Below are 18933 nucleotides of genomic sequence, written 5' to 3'. Positions count from 1 at the left end.
GGCTCTTACAGGCCAATGGTCTGGACTTTGGACAGAGCAACACTGCCCACGCCCGCCAGGTTGAGCATCATTTCGCCGCCGTTCTGACCCAGGGTCACGCTGCTGACGGTCGCCGGCAGGTTGGTCGTGAGCGCCGTGGTCGTGCCGCTGATCGGCGCGGAGGCATTGAAGGTGTAGGTGCCGCTGGACAACAAGGTGCCCGCATCATTCTTGCCATCCCAGGTAAAGGCGGCATTGCCGGCCGCCTGGGAGCCCATGTCGATGGTCCTGACCACGGTGCCGCTGGAATCGGTGATCTTCAGGGTCACATCGCTGACGGAGCTTGGAACCACGGCCGTGCCGGTGAAGGTCTTGCTGGTATCGACCACGGCCTGGGTGGCCGGCGCGATGACCGAACGCCCGACCATCGACGACGCCTGCAACGCCTGGGACGACTGGAAGGAGCTGGAGATGTTGTTCACGCTGGTGTTGAGCGTCTGGATACCTTCCAGGCTGCTGAACTGCGCCAACTGTGCGACGAAGGCACTGTTGTCCTGGGGGTTGAGCGGGTCCTGGTTCTTCAGCTGGGTCACCAGCAGTTGCAGGAACGCGTCCTTGCCCAGCGTCTGGCCGCCGGCGGCGCTGCTGATGGCATTGCCCAGCGCGTCGGTACTGCCGGTAGTGGTCTTCTTGGAGTTGGCAATGATCGTATCAAGTGTCGAAGTACTGGTACTCGACGAAGTGCTGGAAACCGTGGTCATGGAAATCGCCCCTTATCACTGACCGAGGGTCAGGACCTTCTGCATCATGGTTTTGGCGGTGCTCATAATGTCCGCGTTGGTCTGGAACGAACGGCTGGCGGAAATCATATCGGCCATTTCCTGGACCACGTTGACGTTGGGGTAGTAGACATACCCGTTGGCGTCAGCGGCCGGATGGTTCGGCTCATAACGGGCTTCAAGGTTGCTGGGGTCTTCGACCACGCCCATGACCTGAACGCCGGCGCCCGCTCCGTCCTGGCTCTGGAACAGCGAGTTGTCGGTCTGGCCCTGGCCGTTCTGGAACATGGTGGCGAACACCGGATGACGGGCACGATAGGTCTGGTCCATGCTCGACGAGACGGTTTCGGCGTTGGCGATGTTACTGGCGACGGTGTTCAGGCGAGTGGTCTGGGCACTCATGCCGGTACCGGCAATGTTGAAAACGCTGGACAGGGACATGACTTATTCTCCACGCAGGGCTGAAACCAGCCCTTTGAATCGTGCGTTCAGCAGGGTGAAGCTGGCCTGGAAGTCGACCGAGTTCTTCGCATAGTTCGACTGCTCGATCTGCGCATCCACGGTGTTCTGGTCGATCGACGGCTGCATCGGTGTGCGGTACTGCAGCGTGGCATCGCCGTTGCTCAGCCCCTGGGCTTCGATATGGCGGGCATTGGTGGTGTTCAGTGCAAAGCTGCCGTTCTGGGCCTTTTCGCTCTGCTCGGCGAGCACCGAGGAGAAATCCATGTCCCGTGCCTTGTAGTTCGGGGTATCGGCGTTGGCGATGTTGTTCGCCAGAACTTCGGCGCGCTGGGCGCGGAAGGCCAGGGCTTGCTCATGGATACCGAGCGCTTTATCGAAGTTGATGCTCATGTCGGGAAACCTTTAGCGGGTTGACCTGGTTTTTTGGAACAGGCTGTTCGTTGCAAGTGACATAGCAAGGCCCATGCCAGTTTTCTGATGCTTGTAAATCAAGGGCTTGCGGGCAGATGGCGAGCGGCAATGCCAGAAAAGCGGCAAGGCATTTCCGCCGAGTGCCAGTAAAGCGGCAAAACAATCCAGCAAAAAAAACGGGAACCCGCTGGGGTTCCCGTCTTTTTGTCCTGCTTGCCGCTTACTTGGCCTGGTAGATGATCCCCGGGCTGCACTGCACCATCTGATAGTGATCCGGCAGACCGTTCAGGGCTTCCGATGCCCCGAGGTACAGGTAGCCGCCCGGCTTCAGGGTGCCGTGGATACGCAGCAGAATGTCCTTCTTCACTTCAGCGGAGAAGTAGATCAACACGTTGCGGCAGAACACGATGTCGAACTTGCCCAGGCTCGCATAGCTGTCCAACAGGTTGAACGAGCGAAACTCCACCCGACTCCTGATCGGCGCCTTGACCGCCCAGCGTCCCGGCCCCTTGGGATCGAAGTAACGCTGCAGGCGCTCGGGCGAAAGACCGCGGCCAATGGCCAGGCTGTCGTATTCACCGCTCTTGCAGTTGGTAAGCATCAGCCCGGACAGGTCGGTGGCGACAATCTGCGCGCCGCCTTTCAACTGCCCCATGTTGGTCCGCTCGAACTCATCGATCGACATCGAGATCGAATAGGGCTCCTGCCCCGACGAGCACGCGGCCGACCAGATCCGCAGACGCTGGCCAGGACTGGCCTTGATCATTTCCGGCAACACCTTGTTCTTCAGGACCTCGAAGGGATAGGTGTCACGAAACCACAGGGTTTCGTTGGTGGTCATGGCATCCACCACCTGCTCGCGCAAACCGCTGCGTGGCTGGGCCTGGATCCGCTGAACCAGCTCGCCCAGGGACTTGAGCCCCTGCTGCTCCATCAGTTTATTGAGACGGCTGGAAACCAGATACTGCTTGTTTTCACCGAGCAGAATGCCACAGGCCTTTTCCAGGAAGACCCGGAACTGTTCGAAATCCAAATTACCCGTAGACAAATGATGCCGCCTCTACAATCGTTGGTACCGCCGGGAACGGAGGTTCCCGGTCGCTTATTCTGCCGCCTTGATCCGACCGACCACCCGGGCTGCCAGGTCATCGGGACGGAACTTGGCCAGGAAGTCATCGGCGCCGACCTTCTTGACCATCGCCTGGTTGAAGACCCCTGACAAGGAAGTATGCAGGATGATATGAAGTTTTTGCATGCGTGGATCGTTGCGGATCTCGGCCGTGAGGGTGTAACCGTCCATTTCGGGCATTTCGATGTCGGAAATCATCATCAGGAATTCCTCTTCCGGCTTCTTGCCCTCGTCGACCAGCTTGCGCAGGTAATCCAACGCCTGCCGGCCGTCGTTCAACGCCACCACTTCCACGCCCACGGTCTGCAGGCAACGCGTGACCTGCTTGCGCGCCACCGATGAGTCATCCACCGTCAGCACCCGCATCGAAATCGCCTTGGCCTGGGTCTCGACATCGACCACCCCATGGGAAATCGATTCGGAGGTCGGCGACACCTCGGCGAGGATCTTCTCGACGTCGATGATTTCCACCAACTGGTTGTCGATCCGGGTCACGGCGGTCAGGTAGTGATCGCGTCCGGTGCCCTTGGGCGGCGGATGGATCTCTTCCCAGTTCATATTGACGATGCGCTCCACCGATTTCACCAGGAAACCCTGGGTCTTGGTGTTGTACTCGGTAATGATCACAAACGGATTACTTTGATCCTGGAGCCCACCCGCCCCGGTGGCCATCGCCAGATCCAGGATCGGAATGGTCGCCCCACGGATATTCGCCACGCCACAGACCACCGGGCTGGATTTGGGCATCAGGGTCAGCTTGGGGCACTGCAGCACCTCCCGCACCTTGAAGACGTTGATCCCGTACAACTGCTGACCATCCAGGCGAAACAACAACAGCTCGAGGCGGTTCTGCCCGACCAGTTGCGTACGCTGGTTCACCGAATCCATCACACCCGCCATACCAGCCACCTCTTACCAAGCTTCATGATCCGACGCCTCTGCGGCATTAAACGGCACGAGCCTTGCTTTTTATACTGTTATGAAAGCACAAACGACATTTTTTCGACGCCTGACCTCACAGTACCGCAGATTGCTCTGGGTCTTGGCGGCTTTATGCTGTCTGAACCCCGGCGGTCCTGCCCTTGCTGAGTCGGCGACCCTGCCTGATCAGCTTATCGGCGTGACCCAAGGCTTTCTTGAGTTCACCGTAGAAGACTATCTGGCCAGCAGTCAAACCGAAGGGCGCTACGAAATCCAGGTCAACCAGCTCGATCCCCGTTTGCGCATGGCCGCCTGTGACAAGGAATTGACAGCCACCCTGGAAAGCCCGGCCACCCCCATTGGCCGCGTCACGGTCAAGGTTCGCTGCGAAGGCAGTTCGCCCTGGACCGTGTTCGTACCGGCCCAGGTCAAGCTGTTCCGCAATGTGGTGGTCACCACACGCCCCCTCAAGCGCGCCGGCATCATCGAACCCGGTGACGTCACCCTGCGTGAGCGCGACATCAGCCTGAACAACCAGGGTTTCCTGACGTCCACGGACGAAGCCATCGGACAGAAACTTGTCCGACCAATGGTCATGGACCAGGTCGTCACCCTGGTCCATCTGGAACAGGCCGAGGTGGTCCGCAAGGGTGATCAGGTGGTCATCAGCGCGACGAGCGGTGGCCTGGTGGTCAAGATGCCGGGTGAAGCCCTGTCCAACGGCGGCCTGAACGAGCAGATCAGGATCAAGAACCTGAACTCCCAACGCGTGATCAAGGCCCGGGTGACCGCGCCGGGACAAGTGGAGGTCGCCTTGTAGGGAACTGGCGCTAAGCGAAAGCTTTTCCTAAACTGTGCTCCAGACAGCGGTACCGCCATCACGTGGGGCTCATTCTCATATGAGCCTAAAGTTTTACCGGGTATGGCCGAAAACAAGGCAAGCGTCCAAATACCCAGAGGTTTTTTTCATCATGGTCATCGATTTCAGTCGTTTGAATAACGCCCCGTCACTGACAGGCAGTACGCGCACCAGCGCCAGCAAGGAAGCCGACAGTTCCGGCAAATCCGCGTCCGTGAACACGCAGGCGGCAGCGGTCAGCCAAAGCGGGGAATCGGTACACCTCAGTAATGAGGCTCAGCAGTTGCAACAAGTCACTGACAAGCTGCGCAACCAACCTGTCGTCAACAGCGCCCGTGTGGCCGAGTTGAAGCAGGCGATTGCCGATGGCAGCTACAAGGTCGACAGCAACCGCGTAGCCAGCAAATTGCTCAACTTCGAAGCCCAGCGCTAGGCTCCGGCCTGCGTCAGGCTTTTGGACGCTTAAAAACCAAGGCCAGCCATGCACGACAACACGCTACTGCAACTGATCACCGACGATTTTGCTCCCGCTCAAGACCTGCTTGAGTTGCTGCGCGCCGAATCCCTGGCGCTCCATGGCCGCAATATGTTGGAGCTGGAAGACATTCTGGCTCGCAAGCAAGCGCTGATCATTCTGCTGGAACAGCATGGCCGCAAACGCAGCCAGGTACTCGCCGGCCTCAATTTGCCCACCAACCGCGCCGGCCTGGAACAACTCGCCGCGCAGTCCGGTATCGGTGAACAATTGCTGAGCCAGAGCGATGTGCTGACCCAATTGCTGGCCGAATGCCAAGCCGCCAACGAGCTCAACGGTCGTAATATCCAGGTTCAACAAGCGACAACCGCAAACCAGTTGAAGATCCTGACCGGCGGTGAAACACCTGCCCTCTATGATGCGCGCGGCTCGACAGCGAAGTCTGTGAAGCCACGCCCACTCAGTCAGGCTTGAATCGGGCCTTGCGTGTGCTCTACCAAGGCGCGCAACATGCTGGCAAAATGCTAGCCTGTGCGTGCAGTCGTATTTTGTCTGGAGATTGATGAACCGTGTCCAATGCCCCAAGCGCGGATGATGCTCCGCAGCCACCCAAGGTGCTTAGCACGCCCCTGGAAATTTCCGCCAACTTGCGGATGCTGCAGGAAAGTCATGACCCGCTGATCATCACCTTTCATGAGCGCAGCCAACGCTTCCAGAGCTTTGTGATCGATGTCGACCGCGAAGCCGGCACCCTGGCCCTGGACGAAATGATCCCTCGCGACGGCGAGCGCTTCCTCTCCGCCGGCGAACCCTTCCGGATCGAAGGCTTCCATGAAGGCGTGCGCATCGCCTGGGAACAACCGCAACCCATGACCATCGACGAGACCAACGGTTGCTACCGTGGCTCGATGCCCGATGAAGTGGTCTATCACCAACGTCGCAATGCCTTCCGCGCCGCCTTGAAGCTGACCGCACTGGTCAATGTCGAACTGGGCGGCGAGAAGCTCAAGACACCGGTGAACGGCAAGTTGCTGGACATTTCCGCCACCGGCTGCAAGCTGCGTTTCGACGGTGATATTTCCGACCGCCTGCAACTGGGCCAGGTCTACGAGCGCTTCATTGCCGCCCTGCCCTACGGCCCCATGACCGCCCCCGTGGAACTGCGTCACCTGCACTTCGAGGAAAGGATCAACACCACCTTCGCCGGCGTGCGCTTCCACAACATGAGCGGCCTGGTCCAACGCCAGGTCGAGCGCTTCGTCTATCAGTTGCAGCGTGAAGCGCGGCGCTTCGACAAAGACGACTTCTGACCCGGCAGCCGCCAGGAAAAACGGGCCACCCTCATCAGGTGGCCCGTTTTTTATGCTCGCCGCCTCAGTTGCTCGACTTGTGCGCCGGCTCCGGGTCCGACTCGTCCACCTCGGATACCGCCTCGACCTCGTGCGGTGCGCGCGCGACACCGTCGCACATCTGGTCGAGCACGATCTGCTCATCGACCCGCGGGTCAAGCGCGGCACCCAGCGGCGACATGGCCTCCGGCACGACCACCTGCTGCTGCAGCGGCGCATCCTCGACCTGATGCAGGTGGGTCACCGCCTGCGGCCGGATCCGCCAGACCAGCATCAAGGCGAAGAAACTGAAAAACGCGTAGAGCATCTGACTGCCGAACAGCTTCATCAGCACACCGGCCACCAGGGGCCCGATGCTCGCGCCGATACCATAGGTCATCAGCAGCATGGCCGTCAGCGAAACGCGCCGATCGCCCTCGATATGGTCGTTGGAAAACGCCACCGCCAGCGGATACAGGCAGAACTGCAGCAAGGACACCACGAAGCCCGCGACGAACAGCACCTCCAGCGGCGCATGGGACAGGATCGCCAACGGCAAGGAGGCCAGCGCCAGCAGAAAGGCGATGGTGCGAATCAGCACCGCCCGATCATAGCGATCCGACAGCCAGCCCAACGGCCACTGCACCAGGAAACCGGCGAAAATGCAGCAGCCCATGAACAGGCCCACCTGCTCGGTGGAAAGCCCCTGTTGGGACGCATACAACGGTGCCAGACCGTAAAAGGAGCCGACGATGATCCCGCCGCCGAGGACGGTGGTCAGCGACTGCGGCACCCGCTCCATGAAGAAGCGCGGCTCCAGCGGCGCCGGATGCAGGGGCGCCGGGTGGATCCGCCGGGTCATGGCCACGGGCACCAGGCACAGGGCAAAGCACATCGCCACCGCCATCAGCAGTTCCAGGCCCAGGGCCGGGTGCAGGACCAGGATCATCTGCCCGAGGATCAGCCCCAGGTAAGAGGCAATCATGTAGCCACTGAAGACCACGCCGCGCTGATTGGCTTGCGCCTGCTCATTGAGCCAGCTCTCGATGACCATGTACTGGCACATCATCCCCAGGCCCACGATCATCCGCAGCAACAGCCAGGCCGGCAGCCAGTCGATCAGGCCATGGCCGAGCACCGCCGCCCCGACAAATCCGGCGCAGGTGGCATAGGCGCGAATATGGCCGACCCGGGCAATCAGCCGGTGGCCGAGCTTGCCGCCCAGCACCAGGCCGAAGTAGTTGGCGGCCATCAAGGCCCCCACCCACAGGCCGTCGACATGCTCGGACGCCAGGCGCAGGGCCAGGTAGGTACTCAGGAGGCCCGAGCCGATCAACATCATCAGCGAGGCGAAATACAGCGCTCGAAAGGGTTTCCAGATTTGGCGCATCGGCGTTCCGAGCGGCTCCTTGAGTGAGGTATCGGGCTATCCGACAAGATAGCCCGAACGGGACGGCTACAGCTATGCCTGGGCGCCCAGAACACGACGCTCCCAGGGAGTAATTTCACCCAGGAAACTGGTCAGTTCCATGCTCTTCGAAGCGATGTAGCCTTCGATGAACAGGTTGCCGAACAGTTCCCTGGCCAACGGGCTACGCTTCAGACGCTCGAGCGCGGCGTGCAAGGTACATGGCAATGACAAAGCCTCCGGGACTTCGAACTCGCCCTGGACCGCCGGCGTCGGCTCCAGCTCATGCTCGATCCCGTGCAGGCCGGCTGCCAGGCTTGCGGCAATGGCCAGATAGGGGTTGGCATCAGCGCCCGGCAAACGGTTCTCCACGCGCCGCGCCACCGGCGAACTGGCCGGAATGCGCAAGCCGGCCGCGCGGTTGTCGTGGGACCAGCAGGCATTGTTCGGCGAGGCGAAGGGGTGGCACAGCCGTTGGTAGGAATTCACGTTCGGCGCGAACAGCGCCGTGAAGTCCGCCAGGCAGGCCTGCTGTCCACCGATGAAATGCCGGAACATCGCCGTCGGCTCGCCATCGGCATCGCTGAACACATTGCGCCCACCCTCGGTGCGCACCACGCTCTGGTGAATATGCATCGAACTGCCGGGGGTGTTGGCCAGCGGCTTGGCCATGCACACCACGGTCAGGCCGTGCTTGAGGGCGACTTCCTTGAGCAGGTGCTTGAACAGGAAGGTCTGGTCGGCCAGCAGCAGCGGATCGCCATGCAGCAGGTTGATCTCGAACTGGCTGACACCCATTTCGTGCATGAAGGTATCCCGGGGCAGACCCAGGGCCGCCATGCACTCATAGACTTCGCTGAAGAACGGGCGCAGGCCGTTGTTGGAACTGATGCTGAACGCCGAATGGCCATCCTCGCGACGACCGTCCAGGCCCACGGGTGGCAGGAAAGCCTGGGTCGGGTCGGGGTTGGGGGCGAAGACGAAGAACTCCAGCTCGGTGGCGACCACCGGGGCCAGGCCACGGGCCGCATAACGCGCGATCACCGCCTTGAGCTGGCCACGGGTCGACAGACTGGAACTTTCGCCGCTCAGCTCATCCGCATCGCAGATGGCCAGGGCACGCGGTTGCCGGCTCCAGGGCAGGCGATGAATCTGCCGGGGGTCGGCGGTGAGCGCCAGGTCGCCGTCGTCACTGCCGTAGAAACGCGCCGGCGGGTAACCGCCCATGATGCATTGCAGCAAGACCCCACGGGCCATCTGCAGGCGCCGCCCTTCGAGAAAGCCCTCGGCGGTCATCACCTTGCCGCGGGGTACGCCATTGAGGTCCGGGGTGACACACTCAATCTCATCAATGCCGGTCAGTCGCTGGGCGAGTGAACGCTGGCCATCGGTCGTCATGACTCAATCCTTGTTATTGTACGGGCCGCGAACGGCGTCCTGTACAAAATACGCATCACCCGTTCAGGATTTCAAGCAGGGAATACAGAAAAGCCTGACAGCCTGATCCATTCGAGGTTGCGTCCCCGGGATCAAGGCAGATAAAGACTGAACAATGCCCCGCCCAAGGTCCCGCCATTGGCGATCTCGATCCGCCCGCGCACGCCGTTGCGTTCGTGCAGCCCGGCAATCCGCGCGGCGAAATACAGCCCCAGGCCGGTACTGCCGGTGGCCGGATTGATGCCCTGGACATAATCGGCCTGGCGCTCGACCATCTGCTCCGGATAGCCGGGGCCGTCGTCATTGATGCTCAACACCAACTGCTCGCCCTCTTCACGGACACTGACCAGCAGCGCATGACAGGCGTAGCCGATGGCATTGGTGACGATATTCCCCACCACCGAACTGATCAATTCCCGATCGAAGAACCCCAGCGGGCTGAAATCGTCCACCTCGCAACTGGCGACGATCCCGCGGCTGTTCAGCAATTCCTGGCGCCCCGCCAGTTGCGCGCCGATGAAGTCGTCCATCTCATGATAATCCGGGCGCAGCGGCAGCTGGTTGACGCCCAGTTTGTACAGCCCGAGCAATTGCACCAGCATGGTGTTGAGATGCGCGAACTCATACTCGATCACACTGTGCTCGGGCGTTTCACGCTCGACGCCGGGCAAGCGCGCCAGCCACTGGCCATGGGCCTGGGTCAGCATCGCCAGGGAGTTCTTCATGTCATGCACGGTGGAGGCGATCACCGTGGAAAAATCCAGCCCCTCGTGACCGTCACTCATTCGCCAAACGCCCGACTGCGCAATTTCTGATACCTCTCATAACGGGGGTCGCTGTCCGGCATCTTGCCGACCATTTTCAGACAGCCGCGACACTCCTCGAGCACAGCGGCATCGCTGCTCTTCTGAGCAATGACGAGCAAGGCCTGGGCCGCGTTCAGGGCGATACTGATGTTCTTCGGTTGCAACGCCAGGGCGCGACGGAACAGGCCCACGGCCTCGTCCAGGTTGCCGCCCTTGTAGCTGCGCACCCCCTGCACGTTGAGATCGATGGCCGCCTTGCCGCCGCCGAGAATTTCCGGGTCGTCGGTCAGCTTGGCGATGCCTTTCATCACCGTCGGATCGTCGCCGTAGATCTCCACGCAGTTCTTGAGCATCGACACCCCGGCATCGGCCTGGCCCAGTTGCTGGAGCTGCTTGGCCACCAGCAGCGCGGCCTCGGCGCTCATGAAGTTCTCCATGCCGTCCAGGCGGGCCATCGCCTGCTCGGTGAGCTTGTCGGCGGTTTCGGCATCGTTGAGCAGCAGGCTGGTGGCCTTCATCAAGCGCGCGCGCACCTGCAAGCCCTGGTCGTTGGCGTTTTCCTTGGCCACCGCGCTCAGGGTCTGGTTGATCTCCAACCGGGTGCGGGTGTCCAGTCCACGCTCGGCGCCCTTGCTGATCAGCGCGTGGGCCAGGCCAAGGTTGCTTTCCGGGTCCTTGAAACGCGATTGCTCGCCCTGGGCCACGGCCTGGCGATAGGCCCGGGAAGCGCTTTCAAAATCTTCGTTGGTCATCGCCAGCTTGCCCAGCAGCGACTGTCGGCGTACCGCCAGGGGCGACAAGCGTACGGCCTCCTCCAGCACGCTCTGCGCGCGCCGGGTATCGCCCTCCACCACCAGCACCTCGGCCAGGCCGTCATAGAGCGCCGGCATCATCGGAAACGCCTTGAGCGCGGTTTCGTAGAGGGCCTTGGCCTGAGCGGTCTGGTTGCGCTTGAACAGCAACTGACCCATGCGGGCATAGGCCCAGGGCAACGGGCGGTCGGCCAGGATGCCCGAGAGAAAACGTTCCAGGGGCTCGAACTGGTTCAGGTTCCACATCGCATCGGCACGATAGCGCAGGCACAGCGGAGCGAAACGGGTGTCCTGCTGGGTCAGGCGGGTACAGGCCGCCAGCACTTCGGCCGGTTTGTCACGGTCCAGCGCCTGCATGATCGGCTTGAGCAGGTTCTTGCGCTGAACCAGCTTTTCCAGGCGCTGAGCCAGGCTCGCGCGGTTGAACGGCTTGGTCAGGTAGGCATCGGGTTCGTGCTCGAGAGCCGAGAGCACCATGGCCTGGCTGCTTTCGGCGGTGACCATGACAAACACGCTTTCATGGCTGATCAGCTTGTCGGTCATCAGGTCTTCGAGCACCTGCTGGCCGTTCTTCCTGCCGTCGCCCAGATGGTAGTCGTGCAGCACAAAATCGTAGCGCTTCTGCGCGCACATGCGCAGCGCCTGCTCCCCGGTGTCGGCGGTGTCCACTTCCTTGACGCCCAACTCGCGCAGCATGGACCTGACTGAACTACGGAAATCGGAGAAATCGTCGACGATCAGAAAGTTTTTTTGGTGATACGCCAGCATCGAGATTCCTGTCATGGGAAATAAGAAGATGAGCCCGTGGGCAATCACCGGAGCGGGTTCAGCTTCCCTGCCACTTTCGCGCGCAGATAATAACTAAAGGCAATTTGCCATCAAACAACTTTACAGCATCGTACAAAATGGCAGGTAACGCCTGACCTTTTGCCCAGCGTAGCGGCAAAAGCTATAGAGGCTCGATCGACAGCTTGAGACACACGATCCCCCCACGGCGGTGGTTTTCCCGGGTTCTCCCAATCAGGGTATCGTCAGGTGCCGAGAAAACCTGAGCGCGGGACAACAGGTGCCAGCATCGAGTGCGGCACCACACTGGCCTATACTGTGGCGGCTTCATCCGGCATCCATGGAATCGACTCGTCATATTAAGGGAATAATCTTGAGCACCAGGCTGTGTAACAACGTCATCGCTGTCACTTTCGTCAGCAAACACAAAGCGGCTTGCCAGCCGATTGCCGATCAACTGGACGTACCGGTGGAGAACATCCTCGGTCTCGCGGCCCAGGAAAGCCAATACGGCAGCGGTCGTATCGCCCGGGAACTGAACAACTATTTCTCCCTGCACGCTCCGGCCCCCTTGCAGATCGGTGAGGAGGCACCAATGGGCAATGCCAGGATCAAAGTGGCGAAGTTCTCCTCCTTCCAGCAGTGCGCGCAATCCTTCGCCAACCGCTATGGCTCGGCCGTGAGAGGCAAGAAAGAACCCCTGGAGTTTGCCCAGGCCCTGGTGAAGATCGGCTTCAACACCGGCAACGCGGCGACAGGTGGCCGTAACGGTTTCACCCACTACCTGGCCGACATCATCACGACAGTCAAAGGACGGTTAGCGTGCTGATCAAAACCGTCTCTGCATGGCTGCTGACTCTGAGTCTGGCCAGCGCCACGCTCTCTGCCTGCGCTGCTTCGACACTGCCTCCCGAGCAGATCAAGCCAGAGGGTCTGAGCCGCGAGCAAGCCCAGCAAGTACTGGTGGTCGCGCTCAAGCAGCAGCCCTACAAACTGAGCAAGCCCGGTGTCTTTATCGACGGCGATCTGGCCGACGGCAACGGCAATCCGCCCCACCCCGGGTATTTCGATTTCAGCCTGGGTTACGACGATCCCAAGGCGGGTGCCACCGAGTACTGGGGACTGTTCTCGGTCAGCGTGCTCACCGGTGACGTGTGGGAAATCAACAGTTGCAAGCGCCTGACCGCGCCCGCGCTCAAGCAACTGCAGACGCAGATCATGGCCAGGACCGGCAAGACTCTGAACGACGAAGCAGGACAACGCCAGGGGTTGGGGTGTGAGGATGATAAGTAGGCTATCGGCCTGATCTGCCATGCCAGGCGACGATGATGACTTGATGCACTGGCCAGGGTCACACCACAAGAGCGGCCTCGTTGCATGAAGCCACTGCATCCGGCGACCCGCTCAACGACCCGCCTGGCGTTTTTCCAGCACGGCAAACAGCTGGATACCCGCCAGCATGGCCAGCACGAAGACGATCACCTGCCAATGCCCGATCAGCAGAATCGTCAGCGCAGGTCCCGGGCAGATACCGGCGATCCCCCATCCCACGCCGAACAGCACGCTGCCGCCGATCAACCGTGCATCCAACTCACGCTTGAGCGGTATCTGCATGGGCGCTCCCAGCAGGGACTGCTTGCGCTTGCCGGCCCATCGGAATGGCAAGGCCGCCACGGCCACGGCTCCCACCATGACCAACCCCAGGGAAGGATCCCAGGCCCCTGCCAGGTCAAGAAACCCCAACACCTTGGCAGGGTTGGCCATACCCGCCAGCAGCAGGCCGATACCGAAAATCAGCCCGCCCAGAAAAGCCGTCAACCTGGTCATAGCGAAGCTCCCGACATATGCCGAAGAACATGGACCGTGGCGAATCCCGCAGCCATGAAGCATAGCGTGGCCACGATGGAACGCGGGGACAGGCGTGAAATACCACACACACCGTGGCCACTGGTGCAACCCGAACCATAACGGGTTCCCAACCCCACCAGCAGGCCCGCCAGCACCAGGCCTGGCAAACCGGTCTCGAAGCGGATCGTCGGCAGCCCATGGAAGACGCCCCACAACAAAGGAGCCAGCAGCAGGCCAAGCAGAAACAGTGCCTTCTCGCCCCACCCTTCACTGCCACGCTGAAGCGCACTGCCGAGTAATCCGCTGATGCCGGCGATACGGCCATTGGCGAGCACGAAGAGCCCGGCCGCCAGTCCGATCAGCGCGCCCCCGGCCAGTGCCGACCAAGGCGTAAAGTTCAGCCAGTCGATAGTCATATCGCCTCCTGCGCTTAATAAAGAGATGAGTGTCGAACTGGATCAGTTGTCACGGGAATGGGGGATGCTGGCCACGCACGTCAGTGACTGAAGGCTTCACCAGAGTGCTGCCTATTTTCCGACGCCCAGGACCGCCAACACAAATGAATGAATTTTCATGTCGAAATATTACTAAAAATCCCCTCGCAGTCATCAGACAGAAATATTTCAGGAATTAAATCGTAACGTCTCTTTATAGGTGGATCACTCCACTTAACCCTTCCATGAGGTGTTGTCGTGATGTTGCTGACTAAAAAAGGCCTGTCTGTCCTGCTGGCTTCCCTCTGCCTGAGCGGCGTTGCCCATGCCACCGACGTGACCGGTGCAGGTTCCAGCTTTGTCTATCCGGTTTTGTCCAAGTGGTCGCAGGACTACGGCAAAAGCTCCAGCAACCGTATCAATTACCAGTCGATCGGATCGGGTGGCGGCATTGCCCAGATCAAGTCGGCCACCGTGGATTTTGGTGCCTCCGATGCCCCGTTGTCGGCTGATGAGCTGAAAACCGGCGGCCTGGGTCAATTTCCCAGCGTCATCGGCGGCATCGTGCCAGTGCTGAACGTCGAGGGGATCGCGGCGGGCCAATTGAAGCTCGACGGCGAGACCCTGGCAAAAATCTTCCTCGGGGAGATCACTGTCTGGAATGACCCGGCTATCGCCGCACTGAACCCGGGCACAAAACTGCCTGATGGTAAAATCACCGTCGTTCACCGTTCGGACGGCTCGGGCACCTCTTATAACTTCACCAACTACCTCTCCAAAGTGAGTGATGGCTGGAAATCCAAAATCGGTTTCGGCACCGCGGTGCCTTGGCCGGTCGGTGTGGGCGGCAAAGGCAACGAAGGCGTCTCCGCCTACGTCAAGCAGATCAAGAACTCCATTGGTTATGTCGAGTACGCCTACGCCCTGCAGAACAAGATGACTCACGCGCAGTTGAAGAATGCCGCCGGCAAGTTCATTGAGCCGAACGCCAAAGCGTTCCAGGCCGCTGCCGACACCGCCGACTGGGCAAACGCCAAGGACTTCAACCTGATCATGACCAACGCCCCGGGCGATGGCGCATGGCCGATCACGGCGACCACCTGGATCATCATGTACAAGCAGCCGAAGAATGCCGAGCAAAGCCAGGCAGCCTTCAACTTCTTCAAATGGTCGCTGGAAAATGGCCAGCAGCAGGCTTCGGCACTGGACTATGTCGCTTTGCCCGACTCCCTCGTCCAGCGGATCGAAGGCTATTGGAAGTCTGACTTCGCCCATTGATCCGGCAATAGCCAAAACACCCCTTCCTCGGGCCATTCTTGCCGAGTGAAGGGGTTTGTTCGTGAGCAGACTTTTGATGAACGATATAGTCCAACCTCCGGCCATGACCCTTTACAGCAGTGAAGTGACGAGCGATGCGCGTGCGACTCGCGATCATCGTCATGATCTCTGGTTCAGGCGTTCGATGATGGGCGCAGCGATGCTGGTGCTGTTGCTACTGGCGAGCATCGCCGCATCGACACTTTGGGGTGGCAGCCTTGCGCTCAAGACCTTTGGTCTCGGCTTTCTTACCAGCACCGAGTGGGATGCGGTCAATAACCACTTTGGTGCTCTGGTGCCGATTTACGGCACCCTGGTGACGTCTTTTCTGGCGTTGCTGATTGCGGTTCCCGTCAGTTTTGGCATTGCGATTTTTCTCACCGAGGTCGCACCGCCCTGGCTGCGGATGCCCGTCGCCTCGGCGATTGAATTGCTCGCGGGGATCCCATCGATTATCTACGGCATGTGGGGCCTGTTCATTTTCGGCCCGTTCATGGCCGAACATCTGTCTCCCTGGATCAACGATTACCTGGGCGCGCTTCCCTTGGTGGGCTCGCTCTTTCAAGGCCCGCCCTTGGGAATCGGCATGCTGACCGCCGGCATCGTCCTGGCAATCATGATCATGCCCTTCATCACCTCGGTCATGCAGGAAGTGTTTCGTAGCGTTCCCACCCCACTCAAGGAGTCAGCCTACGCCTTGGGGGGCACCACCTGGGAAGTGGTCTGGGACATCGTCCTGCCTTACACCCGCTCCGCGGTGGTCGGCGGTATTTTCCTCGGGCTGGGACGGGCATTGGGCGAGACCATGGCGGTGACCTTCGTGCTGGGCAATGCCCAACAGTTCTCGGCCTCATTGCTGATGCCCAGCAGCTCCATCGCCTCGGTGATCGCCAACGAGTTCAGCGAAGCCTATACCGACCTGCATCGTTCCGCGCTGATCGCGCTGGGCTTCCTGCTGTTTATCGTCACCTTTATCGTATTGGCACTGGCGCGACTCCTGCTGATGCGGCTTTCACGCAAGGAGGGTGTATGACGAGCAATGAGCGTCTCTACCAGATCCGCGCCTTCAAGAATCGGCTGGCCATGGTGCTCAGTTGTGGCGCCACGGCCTTCGGCCTCATCTGGCTGGTGTGGATACTGGTGACCACGGTCATCAATGGCTTCCAGGCACTCAACCTCAGCCTCTTCACCCAGATGACACCGCCACCGGGGACGGAAGGCGGCCTGGCCAATGCGCTCTATGGCAGCGCCCTGATGTCGGCTATCGCCCTGTTGATCGGTACGCCGATCGGCTTGATGGCGGGCATCTGGCTGGCGGAGTTCGCACGACACTCGCGCCTGGGCAACACCGTCCGTTTTATCAACGACATCCTGCTGTCGGCACCGTCGATTGTGCTGGGTTTGTTCATCTACACCGCGGTGATCCTGCCGTTGAACCTGCTGACGAACCACCAGGCCGGTTTCTCTGCCATCGCGGGTGCCCTGGCCCTGGCGCTCCTGGTGATTCCGGTGGTGGTCAGGACCACCGACGAAATGCTTCAGCTGCAACCCACCACCCTGCGGGAAGCCGCGCTGGCATTAGGCGTCCCGCAGTGGAAACTGACCCTGCAGATCGTCCTGCGAGCGGCGAAAGCCGGCGTGCTGACCGGAATACTGCTGGCGCTGGCGAGAATCACCGGTGAAACAGCGCCGCTGCTGTTTACCGCGTTCGGCAACCAGTTCTGGAGCAGCAACCTGCTCAAGCCGATTGCCAGCGTGCCCGTGGTCATTTTCCAGTACGCCATGAGCCCGTTCGAAGACTGGCACTCCCTGGCCTGGGCGGGCGCATTGGTACTGACCCTGTTTGTACTGATACTCAGCCTTCTGTCCCGTTTGATCCTTTTGCGCAATAGGTTGACTTGATGAATAGCCGTGACCTTGGCAACGAAAAAACCAAAATTCGCGTTCGTGGCCTGGAGTTTTTTTACAATAACCAACGCTCTCTGAAGTCCATCGACATGGATATTCCAGAGAAGCGCATCACCGCAATCATCGGACCTTCAGGTTGCGGCAAGTCGACGCTGTTGCGGGTATTCAACCGGATCTACTCCATGTACCCGAAGCAGGAAGCGCGCGGCGAGGTGCTGCTCGACGGAGAGAATATCCTCGCCCCGGGCTACTCGATGAATCGCCTGCGCAGCCATGTCGGCATGGTCTTCCAGAAACCCGTACCCTTTCCGATGTCGATCTACGACAACGTGGCCTACGCCGTGCGCCATCATGAGCAGCTCTCCCGGCATGAGATGGACGCCCGTGTCGAGCAGGCCCTGAGTGGAGCGGCGCTTTGGGACGAGGTCAAGGATAAGCTCAAGCAAAGCGCACAGGGCCTCTCAGGCGGTCAACAGCAACGCCTGTGTATCGCACGGACCATTGCCCTGCGGCCACAGGTCTTGCTCCTGGACGAACCGACTTCCGCGCTTGACCCGATTTCCACCGGGCGCATCGAGCAGTTGATTACTGAATTGAAAGAGCAGTACACCATCATCATCGTGACCCACAACATGCAGCAGGCGGCACGGGTGTCGGACTACACGGCCTTCATGTTCATGGGTGAATTGATCGAGCATGCTATGAGCGACACCATCTTCACCAATCCCAAGAAGAAGCAAACCGAAGACTACGTCACCGGCCGCTTTGGATAACCCACCCGCTAATAAAAAGACCACCTGCACAGGTGGTCTTTTTTTGCCCGGGATTTGCCAACGGTGCCGTGTCTCTCGATTTCGCCTGAATTCAATGCCAAGAAACAGAGTTCCTGCGCCTCGAGAGGCGAGCAGACTGCCGGCTGATCAATTTGAATATCGGGAAGCAGCATGAACACACTTGCAAACAAAGTCGCCATCGTCACCGGGGCCAGTTCAGGGATTGGACGCGCGACCGCGCTACTCTTCGCTCGTGAGGGCGCAGCTGTGGTCGTTGCCGCTCGCCGCAAGGCTGAGTTGGAGGACCTTGTGAGGGAAATCACTGGAAATGGCGGAACGGCCACATACGTTGCAGGCGACGTCAGAGAGGAGGCCTATGCACGGACTCTCGTTCAGACGGCCGTTGACCGTTTCGGTGGGTTGGACATCGCGTTCAACAACGCGGGGACGCTCGGCGAAATGGGCCCTACGCCGGGAATCTCGGCGACGGGTTGGGGCGAGACAATTGATACCAACCTCACCAGCGCGTTCCTTGGTGCGAAGTATCAGATCCCCGCGATGCTGCTTCGTGGCTCCGGAAGCCTCATCTTCACTTCGACTTTTGTTGGCTACACCGTCGGCTTCCCCGGCGTCGCCGCCTACGCCGCCAGTAAGGCCGGATTGATCGGATTGACACAATCACTCGCCGCGGAGTTTGGACCGAAGGCCATTCGCGTCAATGCAATCCTTCCTGGCGGAGTAGACACGCCCATGGGGCGCACAATGAGTGCGTCGCCCGAAGCAATGGCCCATGTGGCAGGACTACACGCTCTCAAACGCATCGCTACACCGGAGGAACTTGCGCAATCGGTCCTGCACCTGGCGTCCGACGCCTCGTCATTCATGACCGGCGCAGCGCTACTGGTTGACGGAGGCGTGTCGATCAATCGCACCTGATGTTGCTAGGGCGAGGGTCCGGGCCTGCCTTGGGGTCGGAGGTGTCTGGACTTTCGCCGGCGCAAAAACAAAACCCCTACCTGCGTTCGCAGATAGGGGTTTCGGAATTTAATCTTGACGATGAC

At 60.3% G+C, this 18933-nt stretch carries 22 protein-coding genes; 11 read left to right on the top strand and 11 right to left on the bottom strand.

Features of this window, described 5'->3' with window-relative positions:
• Positions 1-5: 5 nt before the first annotated feature.
• The 5 genes from flgD to UCMB321_RS19690 all read right to left on the bottom strand — a co-directional run bounded on the left by flgD (position 6) and on the right by UCMB321_RS19690 (position 3660).
• Positions 6-740, bottom strand: a complete 735-nt coding sequence (gene flgD, locus UCMB321_RS19710; RefSeq protein WP_040070102.1) for a flagellar hook assembly protein FlgD — start codon at positions 738-740, stop codon at positions 6-8.
• A gap of 15 nt (positions 741-755) precedes the next feature.
• Complete coding sequence (gene flgC, locus UCMB321_RS19705; protein WP_040070100.1) at positions 756-1199, bottom strand: flagellar basal body rod protein FlgC; 444 nt, start codon at positions 1197-1199, stop codon at positions 756-758.
• A 3-nt stretch (positions 1200-1202) separates the two neighbouring features.
• Positions 1203-1610 (bottom strand): flagellar basal body rod protein FlgB, encoded by a 408-nt coding sequence (gene flgB, locus UCMB321_RS19700; RefSeq protein WP_040070098.1) that lies wholly within the window; start codon positions 1608-1610, stop codon positions 1203-1205.
• A gap of 241 nt (positions 1611-1851) precedes the next feature.
• A complete protein-coding gene (gene cheR / locus UCMB321_RS19695; RefSeq protein WP_040070096.1) occupies positions 1852-2679 on the bottom strand; it encodes a protein-glutamate O-methyltransferase CheR in 828 nt (275 codons plus the stop codon).
• 54 nt (positions 2680-2733) lie between these two features.
• Positions 2734-3660: a chemotaxis protein CheV gene (locus tag UCMB321_RS19690; protein WP_040070094.1), complete on the bottom strand. Its 927-nt coding sequence runs from the start codon at positions 3658-3660 to the stop codon at positions 2734-2736.
• Positions 3661-3739: 79 nt separating this feature from the next.
• Between UCMB321_RS19690 and flgA the strand changes: the two genes are divergently transcribed.
• The 4 genes from flgA (at position 3740) to UCMB321_RS19670 (ending at position 6325) form a co-directional block, all read left to right on the top strand.
• A complete protein-coding gene (gene flgA, locus UCMB321_RS19685; protein WP_040070092.1) occupies positions 3740-4501 on the top strand; it encodes a flagellar basal body P-ring formation chaperone FlgA in 762 nt (253 codons plus the stop codon).
• Positions 4502-4652: 151 nt separating this feature from the next.
• Positions 4653-4973, top strand: coding sequence for a flagellar biosynthesis anti-sigma factor FlgM (gene flgM, locus UCMB321_RS19680; RefSeq protein ID WP_040070090.1), 321 nt, complete (start codon positions 4653-4655; stop codon positions 4971-4973).
• 48 nt (positions 4974-5021) lie between these two features.
• On the top strand, positions 5022-5489 hold the full coding sequence (locus UCMB321_RS19675; RefSeq protein WP_040070088.1) for a flagella synthesis protein FlgN: 468 nt from the start codon (positions 5022-5024) through the stop codon (positions 5487-5489).
• A 95-nt stretch (positions 5490-5584) separates the two neighbouring features.
• Entirely contained in the window at positions 5585-6325 is a 741-nt protein-coding gene (locus UCMB321_RS19670) for a flagellar brake protein (RefSeq protein ID WP_040070086.1), read from the top strand.
• 64 nt (positions 6326-6389) lie between these two features.
• Here the strand turns inward: UCMB321_RS19670 and UCMB321_RS19665 are convergent, their stop codons facing one another.
• The 4 genes from UCMB321_RS19665 to UCMB321_RS19650 form a co-directional block, all read right to left on the bottom strand.
• Positions 6390-7733, bottom strand: a complete 1344-nt coding sequence (locus UCMB321_RS19665; RefSeq protein ID WP_040070084.1) for an MFS transporter — start codon at positions 7731-7733, stop codon at positions 6390-6392.
• 72 nt (positions 7734-7805) lie between these two features.
• Positions 7806-9047: a glutamine synthetase family protein gene (locus tag UCMB321_RS19660; RefSeq protein ID WP_209437195.1), complete on the bottom strand. Its 1242-nt coding sequence runs from the start codon at positions 9045-9047 to the stop codon at positions 7806-7808.
• A gap of 233 nt (positions 9048-9280) precedes the next feature.
• Positions 9281-9973: a sensor histidine kinase gene (locus UCMB321_RS19655; protein ID WP_040070080.1), complete on the bottom strand. Its 693-nt coding sequence runs from the start codon at positions 9971-9973 to the stop codon at positions 9281-9283.
• The gene (locus UCMB321_RS19650; RefSeq protein ID WP_040070078.1) at positions 9970-11574 is read right to left on the bottom strand and encodes a tetratricopeptide repeat-containing response regulator; all 1605 of its coding nucleotides are present in this window, start codon (positions 11572-11574) and stop codon (positions 9970-9972) included. Before UCMB321_RS19650 ends, UCMB321_RS19655 begins: the two co-directional genes overlap by 4 nt.
• 391 nt (positions 11575-11965) lie before the next feature.
• Between UCMB321_RS19650 and UCMB321_RS19645 the strand changes: the two genes are divergently transcribed.
• Positions 11966-12421 carry a glucosaminidase domain-containing protein gene (locus UCMB321_RS19645; RefSeq protein ID WP_040070077.1) on the top strand — a complete coding sequence of 152 codons (456 nt, stop codon included), beginning with the start codon at positions 11966-11968 and terminating at the stop codon, positions 12419-12421.
• Positions 12415-12885, top strand: coding sequence for a hypothetical protein (locus UCMB321_RS19640; protein WP_084615113.1), 471 nt, complete (start codon positions 12415-12417; stop codon positions 12883-12885). Before UCMB321_RS19645 ends, UCMB321_RS19640 begins: the two co-directional genes overlap by 7 nt.
• 111 nt (positions 12886-12996) lie before the next feature.
• On the opposite strand, the gene UCMB321_RS19635 is transcribed toward UCMB321_RS19640, so the two are convergent.
• Positions 12997-13419 carry a DUF6691 family protein gene (locus UCMB321_RS19635; RefSeq protein ID WP_040070075.1) on the bottom strand — a complete coding sequence of 141 codons (423 nt, stop codon included), beginning with the start codon at positions 13417-13419 and terminating at the stop codon, positions 12997-12999.
• A complete protein-coding gene (locus UCMB321_RS19630) occupies positions 13416-13856 on the bottom strand; it encodes a YeeE/YedE family protein (RefSeq protein WP_040070072.1) in 441 nt (146 codons plus the stop codon). Before UCMB321_RS19630 ends, UCMB321_RS19635 begins: the two co-directional genes overlap by 4 nt.
• A gap of 279 nt (positions 13857-14135) precedes the next feature.
• Here UCMB321_RS19630 and pstS point away from each other — a divergent pair, with 279 nt between their 5' ends.
• From pstS to UCMB321_RS19605, 5 genes are all read left to right on the top strand, one after another.
• On the top strand, positions 14136-15152 hold the full coding sequence (pstS, locus tag UCMB321_RS19625) for a phosphate ABC transporter substrate-binding protein PstS (protein ID WP_084615112.1): 1017 nt from the start codon (positions 14136-14138) through the stop codon (positions 15150-15152).
• A 103-nt stretch (positions 15153-15255) separates the two neighbouring features.
• Positions 15256-16224, top strand: coding sequence for a phosphate ABC transporter permease subunit PstC (gene pstC, locus UCMB321_RS19620; protein ID WP_167337450.1), 969 nt, complete (start codon positions 15256-15258; stop codon positions 16222-16224).
• Entirely contained in the window at positions 16221-17093 is an 873-nt protein-coding gene (gene pstA / locus UCMB321_RS19615; protein WP_040070067.1) for a phosphate ABC transporter permease PstA, read from the top strand. Before pstC ends, pstA begins: the two co-directional genes overlap by 4 nt.
• Complete coding sequence (gene pstB / locus UCMB321_RS19610) at positions 17093-17872, top strand: phosphate ABC transporter ATP-binding protein PstB (RefSeq protein ID WP_040070065.1); 780 nt, start codon at positions 17093-17095, stop codon at positions 17870-17872. Before pstA ends, pstB begins: the two co-directional genes overlap by 1 nt.
• Before the next feature lie 171 nt (positions 17873-18043).
• On the top strand, positions 18044-18808 hold the full coding sequence (locus UCMB321_RS19605; RefSeq protein WP_040070063.1) for an SDR family oxidoreductase: 765 nt from the start codon (positions 18044-18046) through the stop codon (positions 18806-18808).
• The last annotated feature ends 125 nt before the right edge of the window (positions 18809-18933 follow it).

Source organism: Pseudomonas batumici (assembly GCF_000820515.1).
In the GTDB taxonomy this organism is placed as follows: Bacteria; Pseudomonadota; Gammaproteobacteria; order Pseudomonadales; family Pseudomonadaceae; genus Aquipseudomonas; species Aquipseudomonas batumici.
This window is presented reverse-complemented; position numbering and strand designations above follow the sequence as displayed.

What these genes read in the sequence shown, in the direction of transcription:
- pstB (WP_040070065.1), top strand. Translation starts at nt 17,093, where the DNA reads ATGAATAGCCGTGACCTTGGCAACGAAAAAACCAAAATTCGCGTTCGT.
- UCMB321_RS19605 (WP_040070063.1), top strand. Translation starts at nt 18,044, where the DNA reads ATGAACACACTTGCAAACAAAGTCGCCATCGTCACCGGGGCCAGTTCA.
- pstC (WP_167337450.1), top strand. Translation starts at nt 15,256, where the DNA reads ATGACCCTTTACAGCAGTGAAGTGACGAGCGATGCGCGTGCGACTCGC.
- pstS (WP_084615112.1), top strand. Translation starts at nt 14,136, where the DNA reads ATGTTGCTGACTAAAAAAGGCCTGTCTGTCCTGCTGGCTTCCCTCTGC.
- flgA (WP_040070092.1), top strand. Translation starts at nt 3,740, where the DNA reads ATGAAAGCACAAACGACATTTTTTCGACGCCTGACCTCACAGTACCGC.
- UCMB321_RS19690 (WP_040070094.1), bottom strand. Translation starts at nt 3,660, where the DNA reads ATGGCGGGTGTGATGGATTCGGTGAACCAGCGTACGCAACTGGTCGGG.
- UCMB321_RS19675 (WP_040070088.1), top strand. Translation starts at nt 5,022, where the DNA reads ATGCACGACAACACGCTACTGCAACTGATCACCGACGATTTTGCTCCC.
- UCMB321_RS19665 (WP_040070084.1), bottom strand. Translation starts at nt 7,733, where the DNA reads ATGCGCCAAATCTGGAAACCCTTTCGAGCGCTGTATTTCGCCTCGCTG.
- UCMB321_RS19635 (WP_040070075.1), bottom strand. Translation starts at nt 13,419, where the DNA reads ATGACCAGGTTGACGGCTTTTCTGGGCGGGCTGATTTTCGGTATCGGC.
- flgB (WP_040070098.1), bottom strand. Translation starts at nt 1,610, where the DNA reads ATGAGCATCAACTTCGATAAAGCGCTCGGTATCCATGAGCAAGCCCTG.
- flgM (WP_040070090.1), top strand. Translation starts at nt 4,653, where the DNA reads ATGGTCATCGATTTCAGTCGTTTGAATAACGCCCCGTCACTGACAGGC.
- UCMB321_RS19650 (WP_040070078.1), bottom strand. Translation starts at nt 11,574, where the DNA reads ATGCTGGCGTATCACCAAAAAAACTTTCTGATCGTCGACGATTTCTCC.
- flgC (WP_040070100.1), bottom strand. Translation starts at nt 1,199, where the DNA reads ATGTCCCTGTCCAGCGTTTTCAACATTGCCGGTACCGGCATGAGTGCC.
- flgD (WP_040070102.1), bottom strand. Translation starts at nt 740, where the DNA reads ATGACCACGGTTTCCAGCACTTCGTCGAGTACCAGTACTTCGACACTT.
- UCMB321_RS19660 (WP_209437195.1), bottom strand. Translation starts at nt 9,047, where the DNA reads ATGACCGCCGAGGGCTTTCTCGAAGGGCGGCGCCTGCAGATGGCCCGT.
- pstA (WP_040070067.1), top strand. Translation starts at nt 16,221, where the DNA reads ATGACGAGCAATGAGCGTCTCTACCAGATCCGCGCCTTCAAGAATCGG.
- UCMB321_RS19630 (WP_040070072.1), bottom strand. Translation starts at nt 13,856, where the DNA reads ATGACTATCGACTGGCTGAACTTTACGCCTTGGTCGGCACTGGCCGGG.
- UCMB321_RS19655 (WP_040070080.1), bottom strand. Translation starts at nt 9,973, where the DNA reads ATGAGTGACGGTCACGAGGGGCTGGATTTTTCCACGGTGATCGCCTCC.